This window comes from Hydrogenispora ethanolica (genome assembly GCF_004340685.1).
Taxonomy (GTDB): domain Bacteria; phylum Bacillota; class UBA4882; order UBA8346; family UBA8346; genus Hydrogenispora; species Hydrogenispora ethanolica.
Genome location: NZ_SLUN01000036.1, coordinates 1 through 22,522, shown reverse-complemented (window position 1 = coordinate 22,522; position 22,522 = coordinate 1). Strand labels below are relative to the sequence as shown.

The window sequence follows — 22,522 nt, the reverse complement described above, 5'->3', positions numbered from 1 at the left end:
TTCTAAATCCTCAAAAATCCGCTATCGAACCGTTCCCCGAGGATCCAGGCAGATTTAACCGTTATCCGGCATATATATGTAATGGGCGACCGAATTGGAGGTTGACGGATGGCAGCCACATTGACCAGCTCATTCAAGATTACCACCTGCTGGCCGGAATTGAGCGACAAACAAATCCTGCGGATCGACAGTTTCCTGCAGACGGTTCACTATGCGAATCGGACCGGGTCATTGATTGCTTCCGGATTGATCAAACGAAGAATCCGCTATCTCGAGCATAATGGACGAGCAAGAAAAGTGGAGGACCGGGTCCAGTTCGAAATACTGGTCGGCAATGAGCTTCCGGAGCCCCTACCAGTCCTGAACGCTGATTTGCGTCAGGATTATTTCATATTTCAGCCGCGTCGGCCTGGTGACAATCAGGCGGTTCTGGAACACGGACTTAGACTAATCACCAGGCAATCGGAACGACTCAACGAAGATTCGCTTTGTTATTCTCCGGTATGGCTCGAAACCATTATCAATTCCGGCACAAGCGAAGCGCTGTTGCAACTGCAGATCTTTTTCCCCGAGCGAATTCAGCAGCCGAAACAGCTGGAGGGTCTGATCATCTTTCAAGACGAACAACGATTGCCTTTGGCGGCAGGAGAGATTTTCGGCACAATTAGCTATCGTTCTTCCCAAAACATTCTCCAAGAATTGGAGTACCATCAGCCCTTCAACTTCCTGGTAAAAGTCCAGCAGCTTCAGAACGGTCAACGAATCCGATTCCATGGGGAAATCGTCGATCAGCTTTGGATACCAACTGATTCTGCGCAGGAATGGCTGCTGAATCTGCAGCTTGCCTATCGCTGGACTGTCTTGGAAAAACGTGAGCTCTGTTGTAAGCCTCCCGGCCGCCATGAACCCGTGGTGAAAGGCAAAACAACGGTACTGCGACAAAAGAAGCAAATGAGGTTCTCCAAGGAATTAACTCTCGAATGTGAACTGCCACTAAATGAGGTTGTACTTGAGACATACTCCTGGGAAAGTCAACCAATGGGAGCCGGGGTGTTGGTTTCGGCGCGCCTGGAGCTGGAGTTGGTAGGAGTTCGTTCTGGCCAAGAAATCTCCTTTAAAAGGGTTATTACTTTTGAGGAACTCATAATCTTCACTGAGAGCGACGACCAACAGTCTCTGAATCAGCATTTCGAGATCCGGGATGAACTGAGGTTGCGAATATCACGTTTTGACTCCGATTGCAGCCTGCTTCGTCTGTGGGTTACCGGAGAATACCAGTGTAACGTATTTGAAAAAAAGCTGGTAGAAATCGCCCGAATCGCTCGGGACGGCCAATGGGTCGCCATGCCGATCTTCGTCGAGGATAGTTCTTTCAGTCTTTTTGAGGAAGAATTTATGGCGCTGCGGATGATCCCGCAATCGGTGGAACGTGTAAAAGTGCTTACCTTATCGGCTGAGCCCCACCCCAGGAACGGCTGGCTCGTGGTAGGAGGTTCCTTGAAAGTTGCCGTTGCCTATACCGACTTGCAAGGCTGCTTCAGAGAAGACCTTTTTGCTCTTACATTTCACAAAAGTCTGCTATGGAAAAAACTGCAACGTTTGGACCAGGTTGATCTTCAGGTGCGGATGGAATATAGCTTTTTCGAGGCGAACCTTTCCACCCTTCGTTTTCAGTATTTAGTCAGGCTGGATGCGGAGTTGTACCGGGAAGAAGAAATTCGCGTTAAAACGCTGGCTTTGGCCGAGCGTCACGCCGCTCCGGAAACATCATTCGAGGATCTTCAGGAAGAAGCCAGCGACGAGGAATATCATCAACCGGAACGAATGAAACTCCAACCAACGTATCGGCTGGAAATGTCCGGCGAAATTCCATTAAGAACAGGCAACCTGCGGGAAATCGCTGAAAGCCGTACTCATATCGCTGATTTTAGCTATCAGATAGCTTTAAACGCGCTTTTGATTCAGGGAAAATTGTGCGGGGAGATTGACTTTTGGGATAAGGACGGGTATTTACGGAGCGAGCCGGTGGATTATTCTTTTTGGAGGTTTCTCCAACCTGAGCAATTGCCGGGACCAACCGAATCCAATCGTTTGACTCCGGAGATTCGCCGTTTCCGTTTTGCACCGCTGGGTTCCTGGCCCTGGCAGCGGCGGAGCGTCCACATGGAGATTGAGATGGAACTGAAATCCATTCCTGTTACACGAAGTGAAGGTGAGAAACATGAAAGTTTTGCTACAGAATCGAGCCAGCTACCGGCATTCGATAGCCGGAGATTCCGTTCAGTTGCAACGTACTCAGGAATATCTGACCAAGCTGGGAGTCTCGGTAGAGATCAGCCATGATCCCCGGCATCATTTGGCCGGCTTCGATCTGGTTCATCTCTTTAACATCATGCCGGTTGAAGAGACCTACCAATTTTATCAGAACGCCCGGCACCAGCATAAAAAAATGGTTCTCTCCACAATTTTTTGGGATCCGGCTGAGTTCCTACAAGCAACCGGAACGGAAGCAAGATTCGGTGAATGGTGGCAGAAAACCATGCCCCAGCGGGTGGAAATTCTAAGCAATGTACAACTGATTCTACCCAATTCCAGAATGGAAGGAGAACTGTTAGAAAAGTCCTTCCCAAAACTGCCGCCCTCATTGATCGTTCCAAACTCGGCGGACCGTTTGTTTGCCAACGCCGGAGCGGAACGTTTCCGTAAAAGGTTTCAGCCACCGCCGGAATTTGTTCTATCCGTCGGTCGAATTTCTCCCCGCAAAAATCAGCTCAGCTTGGTTCAGGCGATCCGTAGCTTGAGATTGCCGGCGGTTTTTATTGGACCGCTAAACGATACGGTCTATTATCAAGAATGCCGTCGGGCAGCCGCCGGGCTCAAGGTTACTTTTATCGATACCTTATCCCAAACGGATTTGGCATCCGCATACGCCGCCGCAAAAGTGCATGCCTTAGTCAGCTGGTACGACACGCCCGGCTTGGTCTCGTTAGAAGCAGGCCTGGCTGGTTGCCGAATCGTTTCAACCAGCCGTGGCTGTACCCGAGAATACCTAAAGGAAATGGCCTTTTATTGTGAGCCGGACGATCTGAATAGTATTTGCCAAGCCTTGCAGGATGCATGGTGTGCGCCGGCGGACCAGCGTTTACGGGAACGGATCCTTCGCCATTATACCTGGGAACAGACAGCCCAAGCCACACTGGATGCCTATCGAATGGCTTTGGACAGCAGTAAATCATAAATTGAGCGAATTTAAGGAGGCAGGACGGCCAACAAGCATAGTTGATCTTTATCGTGGGTGATTATTTAGCCGATTCGATTGCGGCATAAAAAATGAGTACCGCGCCAGCAACGTAACGGCATCCTGATCGTAAACCTCAAAAAAGAGTTTTGATTTGTAGAAATAGCGTTGGGGGACGGTGAAATAATGGTAATTCCCGGGAGCGAACCGGCCGGTCATTGTCATTGTAAAGCCGCGATAGCGAGCATCGCGAATGTTCAAATTCAAGGCCAAAATCGGGAATCCGCCATCGGGCAGATATTCCGGCAAAGTAACTCCGTACTCTTGGGCCAAGACATTCGCCCCGTTTTTAATGTCCATCCCAGTAATCAGAATCGGAGTCGTCGCTTTTGGAGAATTACTGTGAATCGGACCTTGACAAACGGTGGAGATTCCCATGGGAATGTATTGAACAGCTGGAAAAGGAAAAACTTTAGAATTTCCGAAACTCACAAACTATTCGCCTCACTTTACATGTCTCTGAAATCTTGGTTTCACTAGTGAATCAAGCCCTCTCGGCGGTCGCTTTCCTTTCCATTAACAGGTTTGGATTTTCATAACTTAGGATAATGTCATTATATGAAAGGGGAACGGATCCGGTCACCAAGCAAGAAAATTCCAAATTGCCGGAATCCGTCCTTCATCGCACGATAGAATCATTATAGAGCGTCATCAATCCATTGGGCCGAAGTTATTTCGTTGAGATTAGCAATTCTTTTCAAGCGAGGAAAAAAGATGCCCTTCCGGAGAAGGGCTAAAAAAGGGTATAGAGGGGTTCATTTTTGGAGGATAAATCGAACGAATTAGCGTTTCGCGAGCCAGGAACCATGATGAAATCAGTTCCATCATCTTGAACTAACTGACGAAGCAACTCGCGCAAATGTTCAAAGAATAGTTGACATCCTTCTGAAAATACGATAAAAAAGAGATACGCCCAATATGATATGCGAGGCTTTTTGAATGCTGCTCTATATTTCCGATCTTGACGGTACCTTGTTAACCTCCCGTCAAGTTTTGAGTGAGTATACGGTTCGGACCATTAATGGTCTAATTGAAGAAGGGCTTCATTTTTCGATCGCGACCGCCCGTTCCCATGAATCGGCGGGACCCGTGATTGAACCGTTAAGGTTGCAAATTCCCATTATTTTGAACAACGGCGTCTTTCTTTACGATCCTATCATCCGCAAAAATTTAATAGCCAATTTACTGGATCAAAGGATAGCTTACGAGTTGATCGCCGCCAGTCAAACGTTGAATGTTTCTCCGATTGTTTATGCGACCAACGATGATGGTGACAAGAAAGTCTATTATCAAGGTATCCGGTACAAAGGAGAAGCGGTTTACATTCATGGGCGGCTCGCCAAAGGCGATCGACGTTTTACATTGGTATCGGATTTCAAAGCCTGTTCCATGAGAGAAGTCATGTCCGTCGTCTGGATCGGCGACCGGGATACTCTAGAACCACTCTACGATCAGTTGAAGTCCGATTCCAATTTGATGTGCCACTTTACTCAGGATATTTATTCTAACGCGTTTTGCCTGGAAATCACCAATCCAAAGGCCAACAAACGCTGGGCCGTCGAATACCTGAAAAATTACCTCGGAGTCCAAGAAGTTGCCTGTTTTGGGGATAATTTAAATGACCTGCCAATGTTCGAAATCGCCGATCAAAAATACGCGGTCAGTAATGGCCATCCATCCCTAAAACAAGCTGCCACCCGAATTATCGGGGACCACGATGAGGATGGGGTGGCCCGTTATCTACAGGAACATTATCGCAGAAAACAGCTTGCTTAGTTTGAATTTTGGGATAAAGTATCGAAAGGGAACTCCATGTATCTTTTATTCCTACTGGTAGCGGCCTTTTTAATCATATCGATTCTCGGCTCAAACTGGCCCTTAAAATTGTTTCATTCATGGACGATTCAAAAAATCGCGCGGGAATTCGGCACTGAACCGGTTTACCACGGACTGCTTTCCCCGGTTTTTTCAGAGATTAAGACAATTTATAAAGGGAGCGAATTGCGGATCCGGTTTGTGGAACGTCCGCTGGATTCGTTAAGTAGAACGGATTCGGGCTTGGAAATCCGCATCGCTGGCAGTTCGCGATTCATATTGGAGTGTTATAGGCCTTGGCATCGCAAGCGAGAGTGGGGCAATTTTAAACAGTTCCGGAGCAATGAGGGACGGATTGATTCCGAATGGTTCCTTTTGACGCCGGAACCGGAACGGGTCGCCGCGTTGTGGGATGATTTAAACATGGGAATACTGCTTGATAACAAGGCGCTGGATCAAATCTTATTCAACCGGAAAGAATTGATCGTCCGGGTACGCCGTTCTTTTTCCGGACCGATCATCCGAGAACTGGTGGACCACCTGATGCAAGTTTTTCACGCTGATACGAATGACAAAACCATCGATGTCTAAGTGGTTGTCTCTAACCTGTCACCCAACGGGCGGTAATTTTGTTAACGCGCTTTTGTTCGCTTGACAAAATGCGGTGGGGAACGGTATAATCAATCCAAAATAAAATGTCGACGAGGAACGGGAGGAGTAAACTTTTCGACGGTATAGAGAAAAGCCGGCTGGTGCGAGGCTTTCCGTGGAAAAGTTGAAGGTCGCCCGGGAGTTACCGGTGTGAATGGAACGTAGCATCGGTCGGGTTGCCCGTTACAGCTTTTAAGAGCCCTTCGGGGAATGTGGGTGGTACCGCGGAAGTAAGACTTTCGTCCTGTGACGTAAAGTCTTTTTATTTTTTTAAGGAGGTTTATGATGAGTCTGCCAACTGTTTATAACCCACAGAATGTGGAGGAGAAATGGTATCAATTTTGGCTGGAAGGCCGGTACTTTCACGCCGAGGTCCAAGCGGAGGCTGAACCGTTCTGCATCGTGATCCCGCCACCGAACGTGACCGGAGTTCTACATCTTGGTCATGCCTTGGACAATACCTTACAGGATATTTTGATTCGGTGGCGCCGTATGCAGGGATACAATGCGCTCTGGATGCCCGGCACCGATCATGCCGGAATCGCAACCCAGGCTAAAGTGGAAGAGACTCTCGCCAAAGAAGGCCTATCCAAATACGATCTGGGCCGGGAGGAGTTTCTCAAACGCGTCTGGGCCTGGAAAGAACAGTACGGCGGCACAATTATCAAACAGTTGAAACGGCTCGGCGCATCTTGCGATTGGGAACGGGAACGTTTTACCATGGACGAAGGATGCTCGGCTGCGGTGCGGGAGGTCTTTCTCCGCTTATATGAACGTGGCTTGATTTATCGTGGCAGCTATCTAATTAATTGGTGCCCCAAATGCCATACCACCATCTCGGATATCGAAGTGGAACACGAAGAGAAGGAAGGCCATCTCTGGCATATCCGTTATCCCTTGGCCGACGGCACCGGTTTTATTGAGGTAGCCACCACCCGGCCTGAGACCATGCTGGGCGACACGGCGGTGGCGGTTCACCCCGAGGACTCGCGTTATCATGGTATGGTTGGGAAAGAGGTTATTCTGCCGATCATGAACCGCCGCATCCCGATCATTGCCGATTCGTATGTGGACATGAGTTTTGGAACCGGAGCGGTCAAGGTGACGCCGGCACACGACATCAACGACTTTGAAATGGGTTTGCGCCATAATCTGCCGCAAATTACAGTGATCGGCTTCAACGCCGAGATGACCGCGGAGGCCGGAAAATTCGCCGGTTTGGACCGCTATGAGTGCCGGAAGCGGCTGGTGGAGGAGTTGGAACAAGCGGGATTCCTGGTGGAGGTGGAATCCCATACCCATGCGGTGGGCCAATGTTATCGCTGTGACACAACGATCGAACCGCTCATCTCCAAACAGTGGTTCGTCAAGATGAAACCCCTGGCTGAACCGGCGATTGAAGCGGCGAAAAACGGTGATCTTGAATTTGTCCCGGAGCGGTTCACCAAAATCTATCTCGGCTGGCTCGAAAACATCCGGGATTGGTGCATTTCACGGCAACTTTGGTGGGGACACCGGATCCCGGTATGGTATTGCCAGGATTGCAATGAAGTGATCGCGGCCCGCACCGAACCGCAGACTTGCCCGAAATGCGGCAGTTCCCGGCTGGAACAGGATCCGGATGTGTTGGACACCTGGTTCTCATCCGGGCTTTGGCCGTTCTCCACGTTGGGTTGGCCGCAGCAGACCGCCGAACTTGAACATTTCTATCCCACGTCGGTTCTGGTGACGGGGCGGGACATCATCTTTTTCTGGGTGGCCCGGATGATTTTCATGGGCCTGGAAGTAATGAAAGAAGTGCCTTTCAAACAGGTTCTCATTCATGGACTGGTTTTGGATAAGCACGGCAAAAAAATGAGTAAGTCCCGTCCCGAGACGATCGTCGATCCGATGGACGTAATCAATCAATTCGGCGCCGATACGTTGCGTTTCACGCTGGCGACCGGAACCGCGCTGGGTCAGGATCAACGCTTTCAGATGGAGAAGATCGAAGGCAGCCGGAACTTCTGCAATAAGATCTGGAATGCGGCCCGCTTTGTGTTGATGCATCACGAAAAGGAAGCGGCGATGGAGTTCCCCGATAGTTCTCAAGCGGCCCTCCTGCATTCTTTTGCCGTGGGTGCAACCGCGACTCTGCCCGAAGGCTGGCTGACGCTTGCCGATCAATGGATCCTGACCCGCTTGCAGACCGTAACCGGCGAAGTGACCCGGCTGCTCGAACGGTTTGACCTTGGCGCCGCGGCTTCAACCATTTACGAATTCCTCTGGAATGAATATTGCGACTGGTATATCGAGCTATCCAAGCCCCGCCTCTATCAGCAAGAGAATGCCTTGGACCGCCGGATAACCCAGGCCGTACTGGCTCGCGTGCTACGGCAGACTCTGGAGTTGCTGCATCCTTTCATGCCGTTCCTGACCGAGGAGATCTGGCAAGCCGTGCCGCATCAAGGCGAAAGCATTATGGTTGCCCAATGGCCGCAGGCATCGGAAAACCTTACGTTCCAAACCGCCGAGTCTGAGATGAACCTGGTGATTGAGGTGATTCGGGCGCTGCGCAATATCCGTTCCGAAGCCAATTTGGCGCCGCAAAAGAAAGTCGCGGCTTACTTCAGCGCCTCGGCGGAGCGGAACGCGATATTGGAACGGAATATTCCTTATATCGCCAACCTGGCCGGTCTGGACGAACAGCATTTTCTGGCCGAAACCGCGCCAAAACCGGAACGCTCCGTCAGCTCGGTGGCTGCCGGGATCACTCTTTTCGTGCCATTGGCGGGACTCGTGGATGTCGCCAAAGAAAAGGAGCGCCTGGGAAAAGAGTTGGGGCAACTGGAGAATGAAATCGCCAAAATTGAAGCCCGGATCAGCAGTCCATCCTTCAGCCAGAAAGCCCCGCCCGAAGTCGTAGCCAAAGAAAAAGTGAAATTGGATACCTTCCGGGAAAAAGCCGGCAAGATCAAAGAACGCCTGACCCAATTGGATGAGGCGTGATCATACCAAAAACGCGCAATCTTTATAGCTTAAAAAAGTTGCATGTAATACCACAGAAGCTGTCCCATCCGGGGCAGCTTCTGCGATATGGGAAAAACGCCAGGGGTCCTGAAGTTCGCCTGGAACCCCCGGAAACCCGACTAACTCCTCCGGCGAGTGTGCCAAAGCCCGTGGATGGTTTGCCATGGACTCCGGAAGGTTTGCCGAAGGGCACGGAAGGTCGGCTATTCCTTTCGGAATGAACGCCAAAAGCTTCGGCATGCCGTCTTTTGCTTTTAGAAACCCGACCGGAAGCCCCGGACGAATGGCGATTGGTTTCAGAGTGACGTCCGAGGCCTCTGGTAATGATAATGAGCGGATCAATTCCGTGAAAAAGAGTTCCTGATCCGGTCGGCCGAGGGTAGGGGAGGACGAACAGGAATCCAGAAAGTACCCTTTCGATCCCGTCCCAGAAGAATTCAGCTCATGTGAAAATAAATTTAAAGATAGTGGCCACGATGAAGCCGATCAGAGCGCAGATGGGAAAGGTCATCAGCCAAGTCACCACAATTTCGCGGACAACGCCCCAACGAATCCCCGAAAGACGGGTGGCGGCTCCCACTCCCATAATCGAAGTATTGATGGTGTGCGTGGTGCTTAAGGGGATCCCCAGATGGGAAGCGAAGAGAATGGCGCCGGTAGCCGCGGTTTCAGCGGCAAATCCCTGATAAGGTTCCATCTTTACCATCTTTTCGCCCATGGTCTTGATGATCCGCCATCCGCCGATGGAAGTTCCGATCCCCATCACCAGTGAGCAAAGCATAATCACCCAGCGTTGAACCTCGAAGGTTTGGAGAACACCGCCCAATACCAGAGCCAATGTAAATATGCCGATGAATTTCTGGCCATCATTGCTGCCATGACTTAAGGCCATGCCAGTCGCGGAAATAGTCTGAAGAATAGAAAACAAACGGTTTGTCTTGGCCCGCGCCATCTTATAAAAGAGATGCCGAATGAGAAAAGTCACGAACCATCCGCCCACCAACCCTAAAATGGATGAGAATAAAAGCCCGATAATCACTTTTTCCCACCCGGACCAGAGCAACACCGAAGGACCCGCTGTGGCGAGGCCGGCGCCGGCCAAACCGGCGACCATGGCATGGCTTTTACTAATGGGGAGTCCAAAATACCAGGAAAACATTCCCCAGGTGATGATTCCGACCATTGCGGCTCCGAGCGTAACCAGGTTGATTCCTTCCGGCTTCACGATCCCGGTACCAATCGTTTTGGCAACTTCAGTTCCAAGAAATGCGCCAAATATATTGCCCAAGGGAGCCAGGATCAAAGCATATTTAGGTTTGAGTACCCGGGTGGCGACAACCGTTGCAATTGCGTTAGGAGCATCGGTCCACCCGTTGATAAACTCGGAGACCAAAACTAGAAATAACACGGTGAGTAAACCAATATCGAACGTCATTTTTCTCCCCCGACCTTAAGTGTGTTTCATTGCGATACCTTCAACAATATTGGCTACGTCTTCCAACGCATCGAGGGTACCTTCTAAGTGATCATAGATTTCGCGCCATTTGACCACGGTCAAAGCGTCATAAGCGCCGGAGTAAAGTTCCTTAACCGCCTCACGATAGACGATATCCCCCTCGTTTTCGAGACGATTGATCTCGACCACCAGTTTATTATCGACCACAATATGTTTTATTTTGCGTAACTCGTGCATGATGGAAACCAAAACTTTGGAGGATTCGTTGATAAGCTGTGCTAAACGTTGAGCGGCGGGAGTCGTTTCGCTGATATTAAACATGACAAAACGGTGGGCTGCGGCTTCCATAGAATCAATGATGTTATCGGTTTCTTTCGCAATCAAGAAAATATCTTCACGGTCAATGGGGGTGATGAAAGCATGATGCAATTCAGAGATAATGTCATGGGTCAACTCGTCACCGCAGTGTTCCAATTTCTCCAGTTCTTCCGTTTTAGGGCACCGCTCCTGAGGGCTGGTGGCAATGGCCAATAATACCTGGGACGCATTAGAAACGTTGGTGGCAGCAGTCTCAAACAAGTGGAAAAAACGACTATCCCTTTCTCCGAACATTATAAGCCTCCTACAATCAGAATGTTATCAAGAATGTCGAATGAGTCCAAAACAACCTTTTATTCTATTTTTTATTGAGGAACCCTGCCGGTAGTTTATCTCTAAATAAAGAAAGTATTAAGTTCAATTTAAGAAATTCAAAAAAACCCTTGATAATAAACGGCTTTTTCCCATTATAAATATTTTTTGATTAGGGTTAAATTCATGTTAACTACTTGAATGACGCTTCAAATTCATTAGTTAACTGTCATATTGGGTATATTGTAAAAACAAAATTACTTTTCATTTTGAATTATCGTTTTGATAAGAAAACGAAAAGGATCTAGTTGGATGTTGTCGAAAGTATTTTTTGAAAACACATTTGAGGTGTGGAATGGCAGCAAAGGTAACGAAAACGACACCGATGGTCCAGCAATATATGGACATTAAGCAGGAATATCAAGATTGTTTGCTCTTTTTTCGATTGGGCGATTTCTATGAGATGTTTTACGAAGATGCGGTCGTTGCCTCGAGGGAATTGGAGATCGTTTTGACTTCGAGAGGCGATTCCGGGACGGAGCGGATTCCCATGTGCGGGGTTCCATATCATTCGGTCTCGGGTTATCTGGCCAAGTTGTTGAGCAAAGGTTATAAAGTCGCCATCTGCGAACAGGTGGAAGACCCAAAAACCGCTAAAGGGATCGTAAAACGTGCTGTAGTGCGGGTGGTTACCCCGGGAACCATTATCGAAGAACAATTGCTGCGGGAGAAGGTCAATAACTATCTGGCGGCGATCAGTTATATCGATCAAGCTTGGGGACTGGCCTATGTTGACCTTTCGACCGGCGAATTTAAAGTCACCCAAATCCCGAGTTCCCAGTCACAGTTACTGATGACAGAATTAATCCGAATCAAGCCAGCCGAACTTTATATTACAGAAACAAATTCGGCGGCCATCCCCGGACTAAGCCAACTTTCAGAACTGGTCGTAACGCATGGAGCACCGGGGGATTTCCGCTATGAAACAGCATACGCACGTTTGACGGAACATTTTCAAATTCATAGTTTACGAGCTTTCGGCTGCGAAGAACTTCCCGCGGCGGTCAGCGCCACAGGCGGAGTCCTGGCTTACTTATATGAAACTCAAAAGAATTCTTTAATTCATCTTCGCAAGATTGTGACCTACGAAACGGGACAGTTTATGACCTTAGATCCCGCTACCCGGCGAAATCTCGAATTAACGAGAACATTTCGTGCCGGAGACACTTCCGGCAGCTTATTTGCCATCCTGGATTATACGGTTACATCGATGGGCGGGAGAACATTGCGGACATGGCTGGAGCAACCGCTCGTTCAATTGGCTGCGATTACCCGTCGGCAAGCTGCGGTTGCTGTCCTTACAGTCAATTTGGAGGCTCGGGAGAGCATTCGGGAATTATTAAAAAACACCTATGACATCCAACGTATTCTTAGTAAGCTTGCAAGCAATTCCGCCAATGCCCGGGACTTGCTCGGTCTTAAAAATACGTTGCAAGAACTGCCTAAATTGAAGGAACTTCTAAAGCAATTTTCAGTTGAATATATCAAAGAGATTGAGCAAAATATTTTTTCCTGTACCGAACTCAGTACGTTATTAATTGACGCCTTACTCGAAGATCCGCCGTTAACCATCAAAGAAGGCGGCATCATTAACCCATCCTTTCATCCAGAGTTGGCTCATTTAAAAGACGCAAGTTCTCAAGGACGCCGTTGGGTAGCAGAATTAGAACAGCAAGAACGGGAACGTACCGGTATCAAGTCGCTAAAGATCGGCTTTAATCAGGTCTTCGGGTACTATATCGAGGTAACCAATTCGAATTTGAACATGGTTCCGGCCGATTATATCCGGAAGCAAACATTGACCAATGGAGAACGCTTCATCAATCAGACGTTGAAGGAATACGAGGATTTAATTCTGAATGCGCATGAAAAAAGCGTGGCTCTTGAATATCAAATATTTTTGGAGATCCGGGAGAAAATTCTACAACATATTGACGAGTTGCAGCAAACCGCCACCTCACTTGCTGAGTTAGACTCAATCCTCTCCTTGGCCGAGGTGGCGGTACGCAATCATTACATTAAGCCGGAATTGAACGAAAATGGCAAGATCGTAATTATTGACGGGCGCCACCCGGTAGTGGAACGGATGATTCCTCCGGGAAACTTCGTTCCCAATGATGTGCTGTTGGATTCGAATGACAATCGGACGCACATTATCACCGGCCCCAACATGGCTGGAAAATCTACGTATATGCGACAAGTCGCTCTAATTGTTCTACTCGCGCATATCGGGAGTTTTGTCCCTGCCAAATCAGCCCAGATCGGCCTGGTTGACCGAATCTTTACCCGCGTTGGTGCTTCGGATGATCTAGCAACCGGACAAAGTACTTTTATGGTTGAGATGAATGAAGTAGCCTATATTTTGAATCATGCCACTGCCAAGTCGTTGATCATTCTGGACGAAATCGGCCGCGGAACTAGTACTTTTGATGGCATGAGCATCGCGTGGGCTGTTGTCGAGTTTGTAAATCACCCGAATCGGATTGGCGCCAAAACCTTGGTCGCAACCCACTACCATGAATTGACTGAACTTGCGTCAATACTGGATGGCGTAAAAAACTACCACGTAGCGGTTCAGCGTGACGGGGAAGAAATTGTATTTATTCGAAAAATTATGCCCGGGAAGACCGATCAAAGCTACGGCATTGAAGTCGCTCGATTAGCTGGCTTACCCACGGAAATAACGAATCGGGCCCGGGAAATTCTGAAAATGCTTGAAAAACATCAAACCGCCGATCTTGAAACACCAGTGAAGCCACCAGTCTCTGAGACTGAGCGGCAATTAAGTTTGTTTCCAATGGATTCGGAGGTAGTGCTTGAGGAACTACGGAAAATGGACCTCGTATCAATTACGCCTTTACAAGCATTAAATCTCCTTTACGAATGGCAACAGAAGCTCCGAGGCCAACAAGCGTCGTAAGCGACAAGTTTCAATACAAAATATAGAATGGCGATAGGGGGTGATGACAATGAATATCGTTCATCGATTGGCAGATGAAACAATTAATAAAATCGCCGCCGGCGAAGTTATTGAAAGGCCGGCCTCGGTCGTTAAAGAGCTAGTTGAAAACGCTATTGATTCCGGGGCATCCCGTATTGAGGTCGAAATCCGCAATGGTGGACGCCAGTTTATTCGGGTTACCGACGACGGCTCGGGGATGGAACGAGAAGACGCGATCCTGGCGATTGAGCGCCATACTACCAGTAAAATTATGGATTCTGAGGATTTATGGCGGATCAAGACTCTGGGGTTTCGGGGTGAAGCATTGCCTTCTATCGCAGCAGTTTCATTATTTGATGTCATAACGAAAACGGAGAATAACGACCTAGGAACACAATTAATCGTGAAAGGGGGCAAGTTACAGAAAGTAAAAGATGTGGGAGCTCCTAATGGAACAACCATTCGAGTGCAGGATCTGTTTTTTAATACTCCGGCGCGGTTGAAGTATCTAAAAAGTATTCCCACCGAAACCAGCCACATTAGTGAAATGTTGTCTCGGCTGGCTCTGGGCTACCCTGAGATCAGCTTCAAATTGCTACATCATGAGTATGAAGTGTTATTCACCCCCGGTAACGGCGATCTTTACCAGACCTTAGTTGCAGTTTTTGGAAAAGAAATTGCTAAAGAGATGCTTCCACTTCGCCACGAACTAGGAGATGTAAAAATCTCCGGATATATTGGCAAACCGTCCATTGCCCGGACAAACCGAGTATATGAAATTTTCTTTGTTAACCGTCGTTATTTCCATTGCCGGACATTGAGTTCCGCGGTGGAAAAAGCCTTTCATACTTTACTGCCCATTGCTCGGTACCCTTTCGTATGCCTTTTTGTTGAAATCGCTCCTTCTTTGGTGGACGTTAATTCTCATCCGACCAAAATGGAAGTACGCTTTACCAATGATTCAGAATTGTTTAAAACATGTTACCATGGAATACGCTCAGTATTAAAAGAGCATAGCTTACTAGCGGAATGGGTTGCTCCAGAAGAAGACTTGACATTCAGCCCAAAACAAAAAGTTCCAAACCAGCAACCGATTTCGAATAATTTAAATCTGGGATTCAATGAATATGCCGTTACTGAGCCGGTAGCTCCTCAAATCTTCATCCAAGAAGAGCCGGCTGTGACATTAGGAATGTATCAAAGCAGTCAAAGTACTCAACCCAGTGCGACGGAAGAACCGAAAAAATTCATAGCCGACGGATTTTATATCTACCCCAAAACGGTCCAAAATACATATCTTATCGTTCAGGATGAAAAAGGGCTTTTTTTTATCGACCAGCATGCTGCGCATGAACGTATTCTGTATGAAAGATATTATAAGAAAGCCAATGTTTTTTTAGGGTCTCAGGCATTATTAATGCCCGAAACGGTTAATCTAAATTATAACCAATTTCGAATCGCATCGGAACGTCTCTCCTTATTTGGTGATCTTGGATTTCACTTGGAAGCGTTTGGCGGAAAGACGATGATTATCCGGGCTGTTCCACTATCTTTGCTAGACTATAATTATAAGCAGATCATTTTTGATTTGATTGAACAGTATAGCCAATTTGAAACTTTTAAAAGTCCTGCCGAGATTAAAGAAGCGTTTATTATTACAATGGCTTGCCGAACCGCTATTAAAGCGGGAGATCGACTTAATCCGCCAGAATTAGAGACTCTAGTGAGAGATCTATTCCGTTGCGAGAATCCTTACACTTGTCCGCATGGTAGGCCGACTATCTTCCGGATGACAGTGGACGAACTGGCCAAAAAATTTTTACGTCGATGAGCATGGATACTTTAATTGTATTAGCTGGACCTACAGCGGTGGGGAAAACCGATCTCAGTATTGTTTTAGCTAAAGAGCTAAACGCCGAGATTCTCTCTGCCGATTCAATGCAAATTTATCGTCGGATGGATATTGGAACCGCTAAGCCGTCCCCAAAGCTACAGTCCGAAGTCAAACACCATCTTATTGATCTGGTTAATCCCGATCAAAATTTCTCAGTGGCGGATTATCAAGCTGAATTTTATCGAATCATCACTGACGTTTTACGACGCGGGAAACTCCCATTGATGGTGGGAGGGACTGGTCTCTATATTCGTGCATGCACTCAATCGTACGTTTTTGATCCTGGCGGTCCGAATAATGAACTTCGTAACGAGTTTCGTAAAATTGCAGAGCGGCATGGCGTTACCACTTTACATCAACGCCTGGCAGAAGTGGATCCGCAGGCAGCCATACGCATCCATCCAAATGACTTGGTACGAATTATCCGAGCATTGGAAGTCTTTCATACGACGGGAACTCCTTTGTCTGCTCTGCAACCAAAACGCCATCCGGATTTTCAGTATAAGACCACCTACATTTTCTTAGATCGGGATCGAAATGAGCTTTACCATCGGATCGAAACACGCGTAGATCAGATGATTGAAGATGGATTCATCGAAGAGGTCCAAACGCTCCTGCAAATGGGCTATGACTCCAGTTTAAAGCCGATGCAAAGCTTGGGGTATCGGCACATCAATGAGTATTTACAAGGTAAGCTATCGTTAGCTGAGGCGCTGACTCAGATTAAGCGAGAAACCAGGCATTACGCCAAACGACAATTGACATGGTTCCGGCGGGAACCAATTGATTTATGGTTGAATATTTCGGAGAGAAAACAGGAATTTATTGGAGAAATTTTGCGTTATATTGAAGGTAGATTGGACTAAATGTCGAATAGAGTAAGTTAAATCAGTTTTGGAGGGAAATTTTAATGATGAACAAACCAGCCATCAACCTGCAAGATGCTTTTTTAAATCAGGTTCGAAAAGAGAGTATTCCCGTCACCATATTTTTGGTAAACGGTTTCCAACTTCGTGGGTTGGTTAAAGGCTTCGATAACTTTACCATAATTCTCGATAGTGACGGAAAGCAGCAGATGGTATACAAACATGCAGTTTCAACCATTATTCCGGCCAGACCTATATCCGATTTTTCCAATGTGGAGAGGAAGGAAGAATAAGACCCACGAGGGTCTTTTTCATTTCCACCGTTTAAATAAATGCCCTAAAAAAATAATCAAAATAAAATAAATCCTTTGAATTTCGAATTGGAATTGACAATGATCCTGCTTTTTATTTAATATTAGATAGTGGTAAATCCGCGCTTAAATCTATATTATTTACGTGGTATTAAGTATAAGGAGCGGCCCGTGAAAATTGCGACTCTTGGTCCCAAAGGAACATATGCGGAACAGGCAGCCATTATTTTTGCCAATCGCATGAATGCATCATTAGACAATGAAGATATAATCTTAACTACGGTAAATCACTCGTTACGATTGGTTCAGAATCGCGAGGTTGATTATGCCGTTATACCAGTAGAAAATAAAATTGACGGCTTAATCGGCTCCTCTTTTGACGCTTTAATCGAATACCAAGATTTTGTGAAAGTTTGCGATGAAGTGAACTTGCCTATTTCTCATGTTTTGGCTGCAAAAGCAGGTTCCGACTGGAAAAAACTTCACACTGTGTATTCGCACCCTTCAGCGATCAACCAATGCCTAAATCGGCTGGAAGAATACTTTCCTGGGATTGCGCTTGTTCCGGTACTGTCCACTTCGGAAGCTGCCCAGAAGGCTTTATTAGAAGAAACGGCTGCCGCTATTTGTAGCCGAAAGACCGCTATTGCACACCAAATGATTCTATTTTCAGAAGAAATTCAGGATTACGCCAATAATGAAACTCGGTTTTTTGTATGCTCCTTGACGGATGGTCCTGTCACGCAGGATGATCGCACATTACTGGCGGTCCGCTATGGCATGAATCAACCAGGGCAACTATACGACACTGCCAAATTCTTGGCCGACGCTCAAATTGACCTGACGTTCATTCAGTCTCGTCCCTATAAAATCAGACCGCAAGAATATGTACTCATCTATGAGTTTATCGGCCATAAATCTTCTCCATCAGTTGATGTGGCTTTAAAAAACATAGAGATGCAGGTGAGGGCCTTCAACGGTTGGAAGAAAATATTGGGAAGTTATCCTAAACGGAAAAGAGAAGATGAAGTTGAATTTGCCTGATAATTTGCTCCGTTTTATCAAAGAGACTGAAAACGAGTTAAATGCCCCGTTTGATCATATTGCAAATATTGCATTAAAAAATCAATCGAAAATGTTGGATGCCTTTCAAGAAGCCAAAGTTCGCTCCTATCACTTTCAGAACTCAACCGGGTATGGATATCACGATTTAGGCAGAGAAACTCTAGAGAAGATTTTCTCGCGGGTTTTCGGCGCTGAATCCGCATTGGTCCGACAACAACTGGTATCGGGGACACATGCCATCGCTTGCGCACTGTTGGGCAATTTGCATCATCACGACGAATTGGTGCTGGCATCTGGACAGCCCTATGAAACTTTACTCGGTGTACTTGGAATTTCCGGAACTGATTTCGAATCGACAAGTGAAACCGGCGGTTTTCATGTCAAAATGGTGCCTCTGACGAATGACGGGTCTTTGGACCTTTCAAACATCTTGTCTGCTATTTCAAATCGGACCAAAATTGTGGCGTTCCAAAGATCATGCGGGTATTCAGAACGGCATTCCTTTAGCATTCATGAGTTGGAAAAGGTTTTTACTGCGATCAAAACGAAGTTCCCGGAAATTATAATTTTTGTAGACAATTGTTATGGAGAGTTTGTCGAAGAGAAGGAACCGACAGAGGTTGGAGCAGACTTGATAGCTGGGTCATTAATTAAAAACCCAGGTGGCTGTCTGATTCCAAGTGGAGGCTATATTGTCGGAAAAGAAAAATGTGTGATCAAAGCGGCAGAACGCCTTTATGCTCCCAAAATCGGCGGGGAAATTGGACCGTCTTTATTAAATCTGCAAATCTTTTTTCAAGGGTTTTTTGAAGCTCCGCATCGCGTTGGCGAGATGGTCAAAAGTGCGGTTTTAGCCTCCTGTATGTTCCACAAGTTAGGATTTCGAGTCAATCCCCTTCCCGAGGAAACCCGTACTGATATCATTCAACGCGTTTATTTTGAAACAGCTGAAAGCTTGATTGATTTCTGTCAAGAAGTCCAGAAAAGTTCACCAGTCGAATCGGATGTCCGTCCCGAACCGGCTGAATTACCCGGTTACATTCATCGAGTAATCATGGGTGGCGGAACTTTTATTGCCGGCGCTACCAGTGAGTTTTCCGTTGACGCTCCTTTAAAGCCGCCTTATCTGGCCTATCTCCAGGGAGGTATTTCTTATACACAAGTCAAACTTAGTTTAGCGAGGATTTTTATGAATAAATTTGCTCAAAACGGGCTTTTTTAAATAGGTTGTTTTTGAAATTGATAGCAGGAATCGCCTGATTAAAGGTGAATATAAAGAACGTTTACAATATGTTTAATTCTTTTTTCCACTCAATATCAAATAACGAGAGTTCGTGATAATCATTTTACATGTGAGGAGCGGGATTTAGAATGCCTAAAATCGCGGATATTATTGTTCTTGTCGTCAAACTCGGAATTGCCGGATTGATCGGATTCTGGTTTTATTTAGATGCAAGAGGGCGTGATTACGCCTGGATGTTCTGGACTTTTGTACCAATCATTCTAGTCATAACTGCTCCAGTCGTCGGCGTCGTTGCCATGATCGTTTTGGTAATTGTCTATTTTATGATGCGGCCGCAAGGAACGATGGCGAAGTGCCCTCATTGTAACAAAAAAATAATTGACAATTTATTTATGTGTCCTTTTTGCCAAAAGAATGCTAAAAAAGAATGCCTAGTTTGTCATGAACCGGTTCCTTGGGAAGCTGAGCAATGTCCTCATTGTAAATCCCGCGCGATTACCAAAAGCTGATAAAAATGGTTTATCCTAAGGGAGTTTCAATGATGGGTTTACAAGCACAACGAATTGATAATATTATCGAATACCTAGACAAGATAGATTCCATATCAATCCATCCTCCGTATGGTGCTGGGAAAGATGAGATACTTGAATCTCTGCGCCTTGAAGTGATCGATGTCTTAAAGATGGCTTTCTTGGAAGGAGACCGCACAGTTCGCCGGAGTTCTATTTATGGCTTGAGTAAAATTGGCCTTGATCAAGCGTTGGACATTTTTATTAATGCTTTACAAGATACGGATGAACATGTACGGGGTTGGGCCGCTGAAGCGTTGGGACGCATCCAGAATATTAAATCAATTCAACCCTTGATTCAGGCCTTATCCGATGAGAATAATTACGTTTGTTTTAACGTTGCTACCGCGCTTAAACAATTTCCTCCGAAACAGGTAATCCCGCAATTACTTAAAGCATTGCAGGACCCAAACCCTCTCATCCGTAGAAGAGTCTGCAAGTTATTAGGTGATTTCGGTGATCAGCAGGTGACTGAGGATCTGGCCGACACACTAAAGGATGACGATTATGGGGTAAGATATGAGGCTGCCGAAGCTTTACGAAAATTAAAGAATCCTTCAAGCATTTTGCCGTTAATATCGGCCCTTAGCGATGAAAATCATGATGTTCGTGAAGTTGCCGTGATGGCATTGGGAATTTTTGGAGATGAACGTGCCGTTGAACCGTTAGTAGCCATGTTAATTGAACAAAAAGATCACCGCCACGCCTGCTTGGATTCGTTGCGCAATATTTGTGGCGAGGAAAACTTAGAGCCTTTATTTGAATTGATTCGCTCAAGTAAAAAGCTGATCAATGAAACCTCGGCTCAAATTCTTCATAATATCCGTATAAAGTGTGATGAAACTCTCCAATCGCCTTAAAAGACTTTTTCCTAAACATTAAATGATTCTGATGGATAAAATTTTTTAATAAATGCAAATACTGATTCTGTTGACATCCACGTCGCGATGAAGCGAATGTGGGTTTCATTATTTTTGGACTCTGTCAGGAAGAGTCCAATTGGTAATTTGAAAAAAGGAGATCTGGGGAAGCATGGAAAAGGCTAGGCGATTCCAGGTTCTATTAACAAATGATGATGGTTTTTATGCCGAGGGACTTCAAACTCTCTACCGGGTATTAGCTGATGAAGTAGATGTTACCATCGTCGCTCCTGACCGTGAACGGAGCGCAGTGGGGCATGGTATAACTATGCATCAACCGCTGCGGACTACTCCTGTGAAAATTCACGGTAGAGAACACTGGTTAGTTAACGGAACTCCTGCAGACTGTGTAAAGCTTGCGATAGAGTGCATTTTAAAAACCACTCCTCCAGATTTGGTTATTGCCGGAATCAATCGCGGACCAAACCTGGGCAATGACGTATTGTACTCCGGGACGGTTTCCGCAGCGATTGAAGGGCGTATGAATAATAAGCCAAGTGTCGCTGCATCATTGGCGGGTTATGGAGCATCCAATGACTTTGGACCTGCCGCTGCATTTATTCGCGATAATCTAAATATAATAAAACAAATGGCTGAAGAAGCTATCATGAACATTAATTTTCCGCAAGAGAATTTTAAAGGAGCGGCAATGACCCGATTGGGCAAGCGTATTTACCAAAATGTCTTCGAAGAACGAATTGATCCGCGGGGACAAACCTATTTCTGGTTAGGCGGGGACCCAGTTGGTTTTCAACAACTCAATGACTCCGATATCCTGGCTGTAGAATCAGGCTTTGTATCTCTGACTCCGCTCAAATTCGACCTTACCGATGAGAGTCTAATTGAACGGTTTTGTGCCATAACATTTAAGGTCTAGAGAAAAGATAGGTATTTTCTCTGATAATTTTCTCAAATACGGTTATAATAGAACTAAAGTCATTTGTCAAATACAGCTCAGTTTAAAAATTTCTTGGTAAACTCATATTAAATTTTTTACTTAAGAGGATTTCACCCAAATAAAGCGAATATTTAATATATATTTAACCCAAAACAAAATAATATCGTTAGGGAGGGATGCCCCCATGGTTTTGATTGGCCAAGATGATATCTTGTTGGCGCTCAAAAGGTTCAAGGGCATAGCCAAGCAGGACTTGTTAGCAAGTGAAACAATCCCGCAAGCGGAATTCCGCAGAACACACGCTGCAGCTCGCCGAGAGATTTACGCTCAACTCATCAATATGATTGAGCAATCAGGCCTGGAAAAAGCGTGTGTTTTTGCTTTTAATGAGTATCAAAATTTATTAGATACTCAAGACGAAATTGATCCAATGAAAAAAGGTCATTTACAAGCCTTGGAAATTTTCTTTCAGATCATCGGAGTGAAAAAGGAGCAGCTTAAAAAGTTTAAAATGGAACAGATCCATCCCGATCAGGTGATCGATACCTTAATTGGCGCCAGTAGTTTAACCTATACTCAAACCCAATGATGATTTTGCTTTTTTAATTCGCATATATCATATAATTAAGAAATTGTATAATAAAGGGGTTATTCAATGGTAGACCTTGAATTGAATAACCCCTTTGGTTTTTTCGTAACCGTCAATCCAGGGGTCACACCCTCCAGGGCAAGAGATTTTCGAGGCGCGCGCCGTTTGGAGCCTGGGTGAAAACTTTTGTCAGGTATTCAAAAGGCACAAGACCATTTTCCTTGGCGGAAACAATGAGGCTGTAATAGACCGCACTAGCCCTCGCACCGTTGGGCGTGTTGGAAAACAGCCAGTTCTTACGGCCCAT

At 46.2% G+C, this 22,522-nt stretch carries 19 protein-coding genes and 1 other annotated feature; of the genes, 15 read left to right on the top strand and 4 right to left on the bottom strand.

Annotation, left to right across the window (positions count from 1 at the left end):
* Positions 1-108: 108 nt before the first annotated feature.
* Both EDC14_RS26905 and EDC14_RS21530 read left to right on the top strand, forming a co-directional pair.
* On the top strand, positions 109-2,343 hold the full coding sequence (locus EDC14_RS26905; RefSeq protein ID WP_165908212.1) for a hypothetical protein: 2,235 nt from the start codon (positions 109-111) through the stop codon (positions 2,341-2,343).
* Between the two features lie 13 nt (positions 2,344-2,356).
* Entirely contained in the window at positions 2,357-3,238 is an 882-nt protein-coding gene (locus tag EDC14_RS21530; protein ID WP_165908211.1) for a glycosyltransferase family 4 protein, read from the top strand.
* A 48-nt stretch (positions 3,239-3,286) separates the two neighbouring features.
* Here EDC14_RS21530 and EDC14_RS21525 read toward each other — a convergent pair whose 3' ends face one another.
* The gene (locus tag EDC14_RS21525) at positions 3,287-3,730 is read right to left on the bottom strand and encodes a hypothetical protein (protein WP_132016384.1); all 444 of its coding nucleotides are present in this window, start codon (positions 3,728-3,730) and stop codon (positions 3,287-3,289) included.
* Between the two features lie 507 nt (positions 3,731-4,237).
* Here EDC14_RS21525 and EDC14_RS21520 point away from each other — a divergent pair.
* From EDC14_RS21520 to EDC14_RS21515, 3 genes are all read left to right on the top strand, one after another.
* Positions 4,238-5,074: an HAD family hydrolase gene (locus EDC14_RS21520; protein WP_132016383.1), complete on the top strand. Its 837-nt coding sequence runs from the start codon at positions 4,238-4,240 to the stop codon at positions 5,072-5,074.
* Positions 5,075-5,536: 462 nt separating this feature from the next.
* Complete coding sequence (locus EDC14_RS26900) at positions 5,537-5,704, top strand: hypothetical protein (protein WP_165908210.1); 168 nt, start codon at positions 5,537-5,539, stop codon at positions 5,702-5,704.
* Positions 5,705-5,808: 104 nt separating this feature from the next.
* Positions 5,809-6,014 (top strand) — a binding site (T-box leader).
* A 32-nt stretch (positions 6,015-6,046) separates the two neighbouring features.
* Complete coding sequence (locus EDC14_RS21515) at positions 6,047-8,752, top strand: valine--tRNA ligase (protein ID WP_424337425.1); 2,706 nt, start codon at positions 6,047-6,049, stop codon at positions 8,750-8,752.
* A gap of 463 nt (positions 8,753-9,215) precedes the next feature.
* On the opposite strand, the gene EDC14_RS21510 is transcribed toward EDC14_RS21515, so the two are convergent.
* Positions 9,216-10,208 (bottom strand): inorganic phosphate transporter, encoded by a 993-nt coding sequence (locus EDC14_RS21510; protein ID WP_132016381.1) that lies wholly within the window; start codon positions 10,206-10,208, stop codon positions 9,216-9,218.
* Between the two features lie 15 nt (positions 10,209-10,223).
* Positions 10,224-10,841 (bottom strand): DUF47 domain-containing protein, encoded by a 618-nt coding sequence (locus tag EDC14_RS21505; RefSeq protein ID WP_132016380.1) that lies wholly within the window; start codon positions 10,839-10,841, stop codon positions 10,224-10,226.
* A gap of 373 nt (positions 10,842-11,214) precedes the next feature.
* Here EDC14_RS21505 and mutS point away from each other — a divergent pair, with 373 nt between their 5' ends.
* From mutS to EDC14_RS21455, 10 genes are all read left to right on the top strand, one after another.
* Positions 11,215-13,839: a DNA mismatch repair protein MutS gene (mutS, locus tag EDC14_RS21500; RefSeq protein ID WP_132016379.1), complete on the top strand. Its 2,625-nt coding sequence runs from the start codon at positions 11,215-11,217 to the stop codon at positions 13,837-13,839.
* A gap of 49 nt (positions 13,840-13,888) precedes the next feature.
* A complete protein-coding gene (mutL, locus tag EDC14_RS21495; protein WP_165908209.1) occupies positions 13,889-15,691 on the top strand; it encodes a DNA mismatch repair endonuclease MutL in 1,803 nt (600 codons plus the stop codon).
* A 2-nt stretch (positions 15,692-15,693) separates the two neighbouring features.
* Complete coding sequence (gene miaA / locus EDC14_RS21490; RefSeq protein ID WP_243663064.1) at positions 15,694-16,620, top strand: tRNA (adenosine(37)-N6)-dimethylallyltransferase MiaA; 927 nt, start codon at positions 15,694-15,696, stop codon at positions 16,618-16,620.
* Between the two features lie 47 nt (positions 16,621-16,667).
* The gene (gene hfq, locus EDC14_RS21485) at positions 16,668-16,913 is read left to right on the top strand and encodes an RNA chaperone Hfq (RefSeq protein ID WP_132016425.1); all 246 of its coding nucleotides are present in this window, start codon (positions 16,668-16,670) and stop codon (positions 16,911-16,913) included.
* 189 nt (positions 16,914-17,102) lie between these two features.
* Complete coding sequence (locus tag EDC14_RS21480) at positions 17,103-17,975, top strand: prephenate dehydratase (RefSeq protein WP_165908208.1); 873 nt, start codon at positions 17,103-17,105, stop codon at positions 17,973-17,975.
* Entirely contained in the window at positions 17,956-19,218 is a 1,263-nt protein-coding gene (locus EDC14_RS21475; protein WP_132016375.1) for a methionine gamma-lyase family protein, read from the top strand. The genes EDC14_RS21480 and EDC14_RS21475 overlap by 20 nt, the downstream gene beginning before the upstream one ends.
* Before the next feature lie 149 nt (positions 19,219-19,367).
* Positions 19,368-19,748, top strand: coding sequence for a hypothetical protein (locus tag EDC14_RS21470; protein WP_132016374.1), 381 nt, complete (start codon positions 19,368-19,370; stop codon positions 19,746-19,748).
* A 32-nt stretch (positions 19,749-19,780) separates the two neighbouring features.
* Positions 19,781-20,668, top strand: coding sequence for a HEAT repeat domain-containing protein (locus tag EDC14_RS21465; protein ID WP_207930770.1), 888 nt, complete (start codon positions 19,781-19,783; stop codon positions 20,666-20,668).
* A gap of 172 nt (positions 20,669-20,840) precedes the next feature.
* Positions 20,841-21,605: a 5'/3'-nucleotidase SurE gene (surE, locus tag EDC14_RS21460; RefSeq protein WP_132016372.1), complete on the top strand. Its 765-nt coding sequence runs from the start codon at positions 20,841-20,843 to the stop codon at positions 21,603-21,605.
* A gap of 205 nt (positions 21,606-21,810) precedes the next feature.
* Positions 21,811-22,215: a hypothetical protein gene (locus EDC14_RS21455; RefSeq protein WP_132016371.1), complete on the top strand. Its 405-nt coding sequence runs from the start codon at positions 21,811-21,813 to the stop codon at positions 22,213-22,215.
* Between the two features lie 124 nt (positions 22,216-22,339).
* Here the strand turns inward: EDC14_RS21455 and EDC14_RS21450 are convergent.
* Positions 22,340-22,522 (bottom strand): transposase domain-containing protein (locus EDC14_RS21450; RefSeq protein WP_132016370.1); only part of this gene is annotated, 183 nt, incomplete at its 5' end.